This is a genomic window from Tsukamurella pseudospumae, assembly GCF_001575205.1.
Taxonomy (GTDB): domain Bacteria; phylum Actinomycetota; class Actinomycetes; order Mycobacteriales; family Mycobacteriaceae; genus Tsukamurella; species Tsukamurella pseudospumae.
Genome location: NZ_LSRE01000049.1, coordinates 76,633 through 88,649 on the forward strand (window position 1 = coordinate 76,633; position 12,017 = coordinate 88,649).

The window sequence follows — 12,017 nt, forward strand, 5'->3', positions numbered from 1 at the left end:
GCGGTCCGGCGGCGCGCCCTGCACGGAGCGTGCGATGCTGCACGCATGCCTGACGTGATCGTGCTCGCCACGGGCGGCACCATCGCCAGCCGCCACGACGATTCCGGCGCCGCGGTCGCCGCCGACTCCGGTGCGGACCTGCTCGGGTCGGCCGGGGAGGTCGCCGGTGTCACGGTGACGGTGCGCGACGTGGTCCGGGCCGACTCGTCGGCGCTGACGCTGGAGCAGCTCGACGCCATCCGTGCGGCCGTCGGGGAGGCGCTGTCCTCGCCCGACGTGGCCGGGGTCGTCGTGACCCACGGCACCGACACCATGGAGGAGACCTCGCTGCTGGTCGACCTCGCGCACGCCGACCCGCGTCCGGTCGTGTTCACGGGGGCCCAGCATCCTGCGGACTCGCCGAACGCCGACGGCCCGGCGAACCTCGCGGGCGCGATCGCCGTGGCCGCCGACCCCGCCTACCGCGGGCTCGGGGTGCTGCTGTCCTTCGCCGGGGAGGTGCAGACGGTGCGCGGGCTCGCGAAGGTCTCGACGACGGCGCCCCAGCCCTTCTCCGGAGGCCTGCCCGTCGCGGAGCTGGCCGGGTCGGCGCCGCACCGACTGCTCGCCAGGAACGCACCGATCGCGGACGTCCGGGTCGACGTCGTCGCCTCCTATCCGGGCGCCGACGGTGTCCTGGTCGACGCGGCTGTCGCCGCCGACGCCCGGGGGATCGTCCTGGTCGGCACCGGCAGCGGCAACACGACGGTGGCCCTGGCCGACGCCGTGCGCCGCGCGATCGACGCCGGCGTGGTCGTGGTGGTGTCGACGCGGATCGTCGCCGGCCCGGTCGACGCGGCGTACGGCGGCGGAGGCGGCGCGGCGGACCTGGTGGCCGCCGGCGCGATCCTCTCCCGGCGGCTGCGTCCGGGCCAGGCCCGGATCGTGCTGCTCGCCCTGCTCGCGGGCGGCGTGGCGCCGCGGTGGATCGAGGCGTACCTGGGCCGGTAGCCGGCCGTCGGAACCTGCGGGCGGCGCACCGTCGGGCCTGCGGGCCCGCGCGATCAGCGGAAGGCGGGGACCCCGGTCATCGTCTGGCCGATGACGAGGGTGTGCATCTCGACGGTGCCCTCGTAGGTGAGCACGGACTCCAGGTTGTTCATGTGCCGGATCACCGGGAACTCCAGCGAGATGCCGTTGGCGCCCAGGATCGTTCGCGCCGTGCGGCAGATCTCCAGGGCCTCTCGGACGTTGTTGAGCTTGCCGAGGCTGACCTGCGACGGGTGCAGCGTGCCCGCGTCCTTGCGCCGCCCCAGGTGCAGCGCCAGGAGCAGCCCCTTCGTGTACTCGAGGTTCATGTCCGCCAGCTTCTGCTGCGTCAGTTGGAATCCCGCGAGCGGGCGGCCGAACTGCTCCCGCTGGATCGAGTAGGTCAGCGCGGCCTCGAGGGAGGAACGCGCCGCGCCGAGCGAGCCCCAGATGATGCCGTACCGCGCCTCGTTGAGACAGCTGAGCGGCCCGCGCAGGCCGCGGACCTCCGGGAAGGCGAAGGCGTCCGGCACGCGGACGTCGTCGAGGACGAGCTCGCTGGTGACCGACGCCCGCAGGGACATCTTGTGTTTGATCTCCGGAGCGGAGAATCCGGGCGTGTCCGTCGGGACGACGAAGCCGCGGATCCCCTCGTCGGTCTGCGCCCAGACGACGGCGACGTCGGCGATGGATCCGTTGGTGATCCACATCTTCCGGCCCGTGATCACCCAGTCGTCGCCGTCGCGCCGGGCGCGGGTGCGCATGTTCGCGGGGTCCGAGCCGTGGTCGGGTTCGGTGAGGCCGAAGCAGCCGATCGCCTCGCCGGCAGCCATGCGCGGCAGCCACTGCTGCTTGATCTCCTCGCTCGCCCAGCGGTGGATGGCGAACATGGCGAGCGATCCCTGCACCGACACCATCGAGCGCAGCCCGGAATCCACCGCTTCGAGTTCGAGGCAGGCGAGTCCGTAGTGGGTGGCGGACATGCCCGCGCAGCCGTAGCCCTCGAGGTGCATGCCCAGTACGCCCAGCGAGCCGAGATCGCGCATGAGGGCCCGCGGGTCGTCGATCGCGCCGGCCTCGAACCAGTCCGCGACATGGGGCAGGACACGCTCCGTGCAGGCCTGCCGGACGGACGCGCGGACGGCCTTCTCGTCGTCGGACAGGAGGTCGTCGATGCCGGCCAGGTCGAGGGGTGCGGGCGTACTCATCAGTGGTTCCTGCTCTCGTCGGGGGTGTGCAGTTCTGCGCGGACGGCGTCGTTGTGCTCGCCGAGTGTCGGGGGCCGGCGGTAGTCGGTGACGGGCGTGCGCGAGAAGCCGATCGGGTTGCGCACCTGGTCGATCGCACCGTCGCCCACGGGGATCCGCGGGGCCAGTCCGAGCCGTTCGGCGAGCGCGAATCCGGACGCGATGTCGCCGACGGTGCCGGCAGGCACCCCCGCGGCGGTCAGCCGGCGGACCCACTCCTCGGCGTCCTCGGCTGCGAGGCGCTCCTCCAGGGCGCGGACCAGGTCCGCGCGATGGCGCACGCGCTCCGGGTTGGTCGCGAACCGGGGGTCCTGCTCCAGTCCGGCGGCCCCGACGGCGGCCGCGAGCCGGGCGAACTGGCCGTCGTTGCCGCACGCCACGGCGAGCAGTCCGTCGCGGCAGCGCAGTGTCTCGTAGGGCGTGATCGACGGGTGCGTGTTGCCCATCCGCATCGGCGACTGTCCCGACGCGAGGAAGTTCGCGCCCTGATTCGCGAGCGAACCGAGCAGGGACGACAGGAGACTGACCTCGACGTGTTGCCCGAGTCCCGACCGCTCGCGCTCGTAGAGGGCGGCGAGGATCCCCGCCACGGCGTCCTTCGCGGTGAGCACGTCGACCAGCGCGACGCCGACCTTCATCGGGTCACCGTCGGAATCGCCCGTGATGCTCATCAGGCCGCCCACGGCCTGCACCAGGAAGTCGTAGCCGGGCAGCGCCGCGCCACCGTCGGACCCGAATCCGGTCACCGAGCAGTAGACGAGGCGCGGGTTGAGCGCCGCGAGCTCGTCGTAGCCGAATCCCTTGTCGCCGAGGGCCCCGGTGCGGAAGTTCTCGACGAGGACATCTGCGCGGCGGACCAGTTCCCGCGCAGCGGCCCGATCGTCCGGATCGTCCAGATCGAGCTCGACGCTGCGCTTCGAGCGGTTCGCCGACTCGAAGTACGCGCTCGTGGACGCCGTCCACGGCGGGCCCCACCGGCGGGTGTCGTCCCCCGCGCCCGGTCGTTCGACCTTGATCACATCCGCGCCCAGATCCGCCAGCATCACCGTGGCGAGCGGCCCCGCGAGCACGCGGCTGAAGTCCGCGACCACGATGCCGTCGAGTATCGGTGCCGCTGTCATCGAATCCCCATGCCTGCACGATATCGCCACCTGCATCACCTGGCGGGCAGGACTACGGTGGGGCGATGATCGAGGAGTCCCGCCACATCAGCGTCGTGATCGAACGGCCCGCTGCGGACGTCTACGCCTTCGCGCGCGAGCCGGAGAACCTCGTCTCCTGGGCCGCGGGACTCGCGACCGGCGTGCGCCGTGACGGCGACGATCTCCTCACCGACTCCCCCATGGGCGAGGTCCGGGTGCGGTTCGCGCCGGACAATCCGTTCGGCGTGCTGGACCACGACGTGACACTCCCCGACGGCACCGTCGTGAACAACCCCCTGCGCGTGCTCACCCATCCCGACGGGGCCGAGGTCCTGTTCACCGTCCGGCGGCTCGGCGCGAGCGACGCCGACTTCGACCGGGACTGCGCCATGGTGCTCGCCGACCTCGAACGCCTGCGCGGCCTGCTCGCGTGACCTGAGACTGGAACCACCGCTTCTCTTTATCTCGAATGCGATATCGATTTCGACGGCACTCCCTCGAATACCCGCGTACAATGGAGCTCACGGGGAGGGAGGCGCGATGGATATCATTACCTGCACAGCAGCGGAATACGCGGCCGCCCTCGAATCCTTCGAACACGCCGCGGAGATCCTCGCCTCCGCAGATCCGGTTCTGCTCGATTCCTCGACGGTGCTGGACTCACTCGGCCGGCTCGAGACCGCGGCCCGGAAGGTGCCCTACATCCAGCACCGCCTCACGCAGGTCGCGGTCGAGCAGGGGTTGCCCGCGCAGCTCGGCTACACCGGCATGCGCGAACTACTCGTCCAGCGACTGCGGCTCGCCGGGTCGGAGGCCCGGGACCGGATCCACGGCGCACGCGATCGCGCTCCCCGGCACGTGCACGGCGAGCCACCCGAGCCGCGCTTCGCGCTCGTCGCCGACGCGCAACGTGAGGGCACGATCTCGGACCGGCACGCCTCCGTCATCGAACGGATCTTCCAGAGCTGCCGTAGGACCATCAAGCCCGACGAGGCCGCGATCCTCGAGGACGTGTTGGTCACCGCCGCTGCGGACGTTCCGCCCGAGGATCTCCACGTGATCGGCAAGCGTGCGCTCGCCTACCTCTACCCCGACGGTGCCGAGCCGAAGAGCGAGGTCATCTCCCGGGCCCGAGGCCTCACCCTGCGCAAGCAGGACGACGACCTCATGTCCGGCCTCGAGGGCGACCTCTCCCCCGAGGGCCGTGCTCTCCTGGAGACCGTGCTCGCCAAGCTCGCGCAGCCCGGGGTGAACAATCCCGACGATGCCGACGCACCAGTCGATCCCGCCGATCAGGACGCCGTACGGGACGCGGCGAAGCGCGACACTCGAACCACCGCCCAGCGCAACCACGACGCACTCGTCACCGCCCTGGCGATCGCGATCAACTCCGGTGCGCTGGGGCAGCACCGCGGCGTCGCGTGCGTCCCGATCATCACGCTCACCATCGACCAGGTCGAATCCGAAACGGGAGTCGCGACCACCGCCACCGGCGGACGCATGCCCGTCGAGGACGCGCTGCGCATGATGGGTGCGAACCCGCGGTACGTGCTCGTCCTGGACCTGCAGTCGCGCCCACTGTTCCTCGGCCGGGAGAAGCGTCTCGCCTCGGCCGATCAGCGGATCGCGCTCTACGGATCGGAGAAGGGTTGCACCGCACCGGGTTGCGATGCGCCCGCCACCCGCTGCCAGGTGCACCACATCACCGAGTGGGCCGACGGCGGCCCCACCGACATCACCTGCCTCACTCTCGCGTGCGACAAGCACCACGGCAAGGTCGTCCCCGACACCAGCGACTTCCCGCGCGGCTGGGAGACGATCACGATCCGCGACGGCGAGTACGCCGGCCGCACGGGCTGGCGGCGCACGGCGGACCCGTCCCACGAGTACCGGGTGAACCACAAGCACCACGCGGACGAGCTGTACCGCCAGGCCCTGCAGCGCTGGCTGCGCCGCCGGGACGGGCTCATCAACCTCTGGCGCAGCGAGGAACTCCGCGTGCAGTACGAGAAGTCCGTCGGCACCATCGATCGCGACATCGCCGCCATCCTCGACGGTCCGCACGGCCCACCGATCCTCGAATCACTTCTCTCCGACCACGACGCTGACGAGCCGTGGAACTGCCAGATGCCCCCGGACCTGAGGGCTGTGGCGTAACGGCGGAGCCGGGGCTCGGAACTGCGCGCGCCCACGCCCCATGAGGCGACGAGGCAGCGTCAGTCCTCGTCGTCCTCGTCGGTGCGCAGGTGTTCGGCGGGCCAGTCGAGGGAGTCGAGGGGGTCGGCCTCGCGGAGGGCGGCATCGTCGACCTTGAAACTGCGCATACGCCCCGGACCGGAAGTGCGGGTCTCGAACCGCACGCTGAGCACACCGTGCCCGGCGCCCTGCACCCAGCCGTGCCCGAACTCGGGGTGCCGGACGTCCATGCCCGGGCGCCAGCCGATGACGGCACCGGCCTCCTCGACATCGGGCTCGGACGGAGTGGTGGCGCCATCGGTGTCGGAAAGGTCTGCGGCCTCGTCGGTCTCGTCGCCGAACAACGTGAACTGCTCGACGCTGCTCAGCCCCGAGAATCCGACGCCCACCAGGCGCAGGCCGCCGATCTCCATGGGGTCGAGGGCGAGGCGCTGGGCGGTCGCGGTGAGCACCGCACCGTCGGTGGTGGCGGACGGCAGCGTGGCGCTCCTGGTGAGGAGGGACATGTCCGACCGCTTCAGCTTGAGCACGACGGTGCGCGCCCCGCGCCCGTCGCGCCGGAGCCGGCGTAGCGCATGCTCTGCGCTGCGGTCGATCTCGCGGCGCAGGGCGTTCATGGTGGTCACGTCGGTCTCGAGGGTGTGCTCGGCGCTGATGGATTTCGCCTCGCCGTTCACCGCCACGGGCCGGTCGTCCTCGCCGCGCGCGAGCCGGTGCAGCGCTGGCCCCAGCGTCACGCCGAGGACCGAGACCACCTCGACCTCGCTCATCGCGGCGAACTGCCCGATCGTGTCGATCCCCAAGCGGGACAACCGCTCCCCCGCGACCGGCCCGATCCCCCACAGCTTGCGGACGGGCAGCGGGTACAGCATCGACTCCTGCGCGGCGGGCGGGATGACGGACACCCCGTCGGGCTTCGCGAGCCCGGAGGCGATCTTCGCGGCCTGCTTCCCCGCCCCGGCACCGACGGACGCGACGAGCCCCGTCGCCTCCCGGATCCGGGCGCGCAACTGCTCGGCGAAGGCCACGACCTCGTCCGTCGACGCACCGGCGAGCTCGGCCGGCTCACCGAAGGCCTCGTCGAAGGACAGCGTCTCGACGACGGGGATGAGCTCGCGCACCGCCCCGAAGACCCGTCGGCTGATCGTCCCGTACAGCGCCCCGCGCGGCGGCAGCACGACGGCGGACGCGCCGACGAGGCGGCGCGCCTGATGCATCGGCATCGCCGATCGCGCGCCGAAGACGCGCGCCTCGTACGAGCAGCCGGCGACCACGCCGCGGCCGCCGAGCCCGCCCACCAGCACGGGACGCCCGCGCAGGGTGGGCCGGGTCAGCTGCTCGCAGGACGCGAAGAACGCGTCCATGTCGAAGTGCAGCACCCAGCGGGCGCTGCGCTCCGCATCGCCCGGCACCCCCCGGTCGGCCTCGGCCACGGCGCGACGTCGCTCAGGCGCGGGTGAGCCGGCCTCGGACACCGTCTCCCAGGTCCACCGCGTCGGCGTCCTCGGCAAGCACGGCGAACTCGAGCGACGTGGCCAGCACCTCGCCCGCGATCAGGTCCTTGTGCGTCTGCGCCGCGGCACGGTGTTCCTCGGGCACGTCGAGCACCAGGGCGATCCGGTCGCTCACGTCGAGCCCGGCGGACCGTCGGGCCTCCTGCAGCTCGCGGATGCGGTCCTTGGCCCAGCCCTCGGCCTCGAGCTCGGCGTCGACCGACAGGTCGAGCACGACGAGCCCGGCACCGTCGGGCAGCTCCGCGGTGGAGTCCGGCGCGGCGGCGACCAGCTTGCGCGTGTACTCGCCGTCCTCCAGCGCGATCCCCGCGGCGGTCACCACCCCGTCGGAAACGGTGTAGTCCCCCGACTTCACGGCCTTGATCACCGTCTGCACGTCCTTGCCCAGGCGCGGGCCCGCGGCGCGGGCGTTGACCGCGATCTCGACGCGACCGTACTGATCGGCGTCGGGCGAGACCGTGACCTCCCGGACGTTGACCTCGTCGGCGATGATCGACGCGAAGGGCGCGAGCTTCTCCGCGCCCGGCCCGGCGACGGTGAGCGTGTGCAGCGGGAGCCGCACGCGCAGCTTGTTCGCCTTGCGCACCGACGACGCCACCGAGCACACGTCCCGGACCTCGTCCATCGCGGCGACCAGCTCGGGATCGGCCGGCAGGTCAGCGGCCTCAGGCCAGTCGGTCAGATGCACCGACTCCCCGCCCGTCAGGCCGCGCCACATGGCCTCGGTGGCCATCGGGAGCAGCGGCGCCGCGAGCCGGCACACGGTCTCCAGCACGGTGTACAGCGTGTCGAAGGCGCCCGAATCGGAGCCGTCCCAGAACCGCGCCCGCGAGCGCCGCACGTACCAGTTGGTCAGCGCGTCGACGAAGAGCCGCAGCTCCTCGCAGGCGTCGGCGATGTTGCAGGTGTCCAGCGCCTCGGTCATCGCGTCGCGGGTCTGCGCGAGCTTGGCGAGGATGTACCGGTCCAGCACGTCCTCGGAGTCGGTGCGCCACGTCGCCGGCTTCTCCGCGTACAGCTGCAGGAAGGAGTAGGCGTTCCACAGCGGCAGCAGCGTCTGCCGCACGCCGTCCCGGATGCCCTGCTCGGTGACCACCAGGTTGCCGCCGCGCAGGATGGGCGAGGCCATGAGGAACCAGCGCATCGCGTCGGAGCCGTCGCGGTTGAAGACCTCGTTGACGTCCGGGTAGTTCCGCTTGGACTTGGACATCTTGAGGCCGTCGTGGCCGAGCACGATGCCGTGCGCCGCGACCGTGCGGAAGGCGTTGCTGTCGAACAGCGCCGTCGCCAGCACGTGCAGGTTGTAGAACCAGCCCTTGGTCTGCCCGTTGTACTCGACGATGAAGTCGCCCGGGAAGTGCGTGTCGAACCAATCGCGGTTCTCGAACGGGTAGTGGACCTGCGCGAAGGGCATCGAGCCGGACTCGAACCAGCAGTCCAGGACCTCGGGAACGCGGCGCATCGTGGACGTGCCGGTCGGGTCGTCCGGGTTCGGCCGGGTCAGCTCGTCGATGTACGGGCGGTGCAGGTTGTCCGGGCGCACGCCGAAGTCGCGCTCCAGCTCGTCCAGCGAGCCGTAGACGTCCGTGCGCGGGTACGCGGGATCGTCCGAGACCCACACCGGGATCGGGGCGCCCCAGTAGCGGTTGCGGCTGATGTTCCAGTCGCGCGCGCCCTCGACCCACTTGCCGAACTGGCCGTCGCGGATGTGCGCGGGGTTCCAGGTGATGTCCTGGTTCAGCTCCAGCATGCGCGGGATGATCTTGGTGACCTCGACGAACCACGAGGGCACGGCCATGTAGATCAGCGGCTGGCCCGAGCGCCAGGAATGCGGGTAGCTGTGCTCGATCGTCTCGTGCCGCAGCAGCCGGCCCTTGGCCTTGAGATCCTTGGCGATGACGGGGTTCGCGTCGAACACCTGCAGGCCCTCGTACGGCGGCACCGCAGAGGTGAACTTCCCGCCCGGATCCAGCGGCTGCACGACCTCGATGCCGTACTTGCCGGTGGCCAGGTCCATGTCCTCCTCACCGAAGGCGGGCGCGAGGTGCACCACACCGGTACCGGAGTCGGTGGTCACGTAGTCCGCGAGCAGCGTCACGTGCGCCTTGGGATGTCCGGCGAAGAAGTCGAAGGGCGGCTCGTACGCGGCGAACTCCAGGTCGCGCCCCTTGTACGTCCCCTTGACCTCCGGCGACTCGCCCAACTCGCGGGTGTACTGGCCCAGCCGCGCCTCGGCGAGCAGGTAGTCCTTCCCGTCCAGGCCGACCACGTGCACGTAGTCGAGATCCGGGTGCACCGCGATCGCGAGGTTCGAGGGCAGCGTCCAGGGTGTCGTGGTCCAGATCAGGGCCTCGACACCGTCGAGCGCCTCCAGCGGGGTGCCCTTGGTGCGCAACGGCATTCCGACGGTGACCGCCGGGTCCTGCCGCATCTTGTAGGCGTCGTCGAGCTTGCTCTCCTGGTTGGACAGCGGCGTCTGCTCGTACCAGGAGTACGGCAGCACGCGGTAGCCCTGGTAGATCAGGCCCTTCTCGTGGAGGGTCTTGAACGCCCACATCACGGACTCCATGAAGTCCAGGTCGAGCGTCTTGTAGTCGTTGTCGAAGTCCACCCAGCGGGCCTGGCGGGTGACGTACTGCCGCCACTCCTCCGTGTACTGCAGCACCGAGGTGCGACAGTAGTCGTTGAACTTCGCCACGCCCATGGTCTCGATCTCGGACTTGTCCTTGATCCCGAGCTGGCGCTCGGCCTCGAGCTCGGCGGGCAGCCCGTGGGTGTCCCAGCCGAACCGGCGGTCGACCTTCTTCCCGCGCATCGTCTGGTAGCGCGGGACGAGGTCCTTGACGTAGCCGGTCAGCAGGTGGCCGTAGTGCGGCAGACCGTTCGCGAAGGGCGGACCGTCGTAGAAGACGAACTCGTCCGCGTCGGCCCTGTTGCTGATCGACTTCCGGAAGGTGTCGTTCTCGGACCAGTACGCGAGGACGCGCTCCTCGAGGTCGGGGAACGACGGGGTGCCCGTCTTCGCGGGGGCGTCGTCGTCGCGGGTCATGTCGACCAGCGGATAGGGGCGCTTCTCACTCATCGTGACTCCTCGTGCCGTCTACTACCAGCACGGGGACGACGCCCGGCCTGTGGCCGAGCTCCGCGGTACCACCCCGCTTGCGCCTCCCGGAATCCCGAAGCGACGCCACTTTCTTACGAGGGCTGTGACGGGCCCACCCGTCCGGTTCTACTGGGACGGAATCCGCCCGTTCTTCCGGATGCTCCCCGGTGATGGCCGGATCGACGCAGTGCTACCCCACCAGGATAGCCGTCAGTGCAAGGTCATTTCTTGTCGGGATCGTCCGACTCGGGCTCCTGGGGCGGCGTCCACTCGGTGCCCCAGGCCTGATCGATCCGGATCTGCGGGATCTGATCGGTCATGTCCGGGTCGTACTTCCCCGGTGCGAACAGCCCGCGGGTGCTCTCGTCGTCGGTGTCGGCCGGCGACTCGTGCTCCCACCCGGTGGGCCCGCTCAGCGGCCCCACCGCGAACTGGGCGGTCGGACGCGCATCGTCGTCCGGGCCGTCGTGCCGCCCGAACTCCTCGTGCCCGACGGTGCCGGCCTCGCGCGTCGCATCGTCCGCCGGCTCTGCCGCCTCGGAATCGGACTCGTCCGAGGCACTGGCGGCGGCCGCGGAGGCCTTCTCCGGCGCCGAGCCCTCTGCGTCGTCCGCAACGCGGTCCCCCGGGCTCCAGGCACCGTCGGTGCCCTCCTTGCGGGACGTACCGCGCGACTTGCCCTCGGACTTGTCCCGTTCGCCGCGGCGGTAGGTGAGGACGTCGCCGAGCAGGAGGACGACGCCGATCACCGAGACCACCACGCACGCGATGGCGAGCCAGAGGTTGGCCGTGATCAGGGCGACGATCAGCAGGATGAACCCGATGACCGTCGCCCCCAGGGCTGCTAGCAGCATGAGAACTCCGCCTTAGTACCGGCCGGTTCCAGCCCTACTTGTACTGCTGGTTGCCGCCGGCCGCGTTGCCGGGATCATTGAAGTCGCCACCGCGACCCTGGCCGTGATCGACCGGGGCGGCGCTACGCAGCGACTGCAGCTCCTCGAGCTGACCCTCGAGGTAGGTCTTGAGGCGAGTGCGGTACTCGCGCTCGTAGGTCTTGAGCTGCTCGATCCGACCTTCCAGCACGGTGCGCTGCTGGTTGATGGTGGTCATGATCTCGGTGTGCTTCTGCTCGGCCTCGGCCTGCAGCGAGTCGGAACGCTCCTGCGCCTGGCGCAGCTGGTTCTCCGACCGCGTCTGCGCGTCGGCGAGCAGGGCGTCCGAGCGCTGGCGCGCGTCGGCCACCATGGCGTCGGCCTTCTGGCGGGCGTCGGCGACCATGGACTCCGACTGGGCACGCGCATCCGAGACGAGCTTCTCGGCCTCGGAACGCGAGTTGTTCGTGAGGCGGTCGGCGGTCTCCTGCGCGAGGCCGAGCACCTTGGCGGCGCGCACGTGCGCCTCCTCGGTGGTGGCCGGCGCAGCAGCTGCGGCGGCGACGGGAGCCACGGGCTCCTGCACGGCCGGGGTGTTCGCAGCGGGCGCGGCGAAGGCGACCGTGTTACCGGCCGACGGCTGCTCGCCGCCACCGGCGCGGGCCTCGCCGAGCTCGCGCTCCAGCTCGGAGTTGCGCTGCTGCAGATCGTTGTTCTCGTCGATCAGCCGAGCGAGCTCGGTCTCGACCAGATCGAGGAACTGATCCACCTCGTCCTCGTTGTAGCCGCGCTTTCCGATCGGCGGCTTGCTGAACGCCACGTTCCGCACATCGGCGGGTGTCAGCTTCATAGGTCGTTTCCCCTCAATTCGGCTGCTCGACAGATCTCAAGTCACTCGGACCAACACTGTAACTAGTGCACATCCTGTCACACCA

The 12,017-nt window shown here is 70.6% G+C and carries 9 protein-coding genes; 3 read left to right on the forward strand and 6 right to left on the reverse strand.

Annotated elements, in window-relative coordinates; genetic code table 11:
• The first annotated feature begins 45 nt into the window (after positions 1-45).
• Positions 46-990, forward strand: a complete 945-nt coding sequence (locus AXK61_RS20380; RefSeq protein ID WP_068569168.1) for an asparaginase — start codon at positions 46-48, stop codon at positions 988-990.
• 53 nt (positions 991-1,043) lie between these two features.
• Here the strand turns inward: AXK61_RS20380 and AXK61_RS20385 are convergent, their stop codons facing one another.
• The gene (locus AXK61_RS20385) at positions 1,044-2,216 is read right to left on the reverse strand and encodes an acyl-CoA dehydrogenase family protein (protein WP_068746864.1); all 1,173 of its coding nucleotides are present in this window, start codon (positions 2,214-2,216) and stop codon (positions 1,044-1,046) included.
• Positions 2,216-3,376, reverse strand: a complete 1,161-nt coding sequence (locus AXK61_RS20390) for a CaiB/BaiF CoA transferase family protein (protein WP_068746865.1) — start codon at positions 3,374-3,376, stop codon at positions 2,216-2,218. Before AXK61_RS20390 ends, AXK61_RS20385 begins: the two co-directional genes overlap by 1 nt.
• A 65-nt stretch (positions 3,377-3,441) precedes the next feature.
• Here AXK61_RS20390 and AXK61_RS20395 point away from each other — a divergent pair, with 65 nt between their 5' ends.
• Positions 3,442-3,831 (forward strand): polyketide cyclase, encoded by a 390-nt coding sequence (locus tag AXK61_RS20395; protein ID WP_068746866.1) that lies wholly within the window; start codon positions 3,442-3,444, stop codon positions 3,829-3,831.
• A gap of 106 nt (positions 3,832-3,937) precedes the next feature.
• The gene (locus AXK61_RS20400; protein WP_068746867.1) at positions 3,938-5,554 is read left to right on the forward strand and encodes an HNH endonuclease signature motif containing protein; all 1,617 of its coding nucleotides are present in this window, start codon (positions 3,938-3,940) and stop codon (positions 5,552-5,554) included.
• 59 nt (positions 5,555-5,613) lie between these two features.
• Here AXK61_RS20400 and AXK61_RS20405 read toward each other — a convergent pair whose 3' ends face one another.
• The 4 genes from AXK61_RS20405 to wag31 all read right to left on the reverse strand — a co-directional run bounded on the left by AXK61_RS20405 (position 5,614) and on the right by wag31 (position 11,932).
• Positions 5,614-6,957 (reverse strand): DNA polymerase IV, encoded by a 1,344-nt coding sequence (locus AXK61_RS20405; protein WP_197466890.1) that lies wholly within the window; start codon positions 6,955-6,957, stop codon positions 5,614-5,616.
• 82 nt (positions 6,958-7,039) lie between these two features.
• Positions 7,040-10,189: an isoleucine--tRNA ligase gene (gene ileS, locus AXK61_RS20410; protein ID WP_068746868.1), complete on the reverse strand. Its 3,150-nt coding sequence runs from the start codon at positions 10,187-10,189 to the stop codon at positions 7,040-7,042.
• A 242-nt stretch (positions 10,190-10,431) separates the two neighbouring features.
• Positions 10,432-11,064: a hypothetical protein gene (locus tag AXK61_RS20415; RefSeq protein WP_068746869.1), complete on the reverse strand. Its 633-nt coding sequence runs from the start codon at positions 11,062-11,064 to the stop codon at positions 10,432-10,434.
• Between the two features lie 34 nt (positions 11,065-11,098).
• Entirely contained in the window at positions 11,099-11,932 is an 834-nt protein-coding gene (gene wag31 / locus AXK61_RS20420; RefSeq protein ID WP_068569178.1) for a DivIVA-like cell division protein Wag31, read from the reverse strand.
• Between the last annotated feature and the right edge of the window lie 85 nt (positions 11,933-12,017).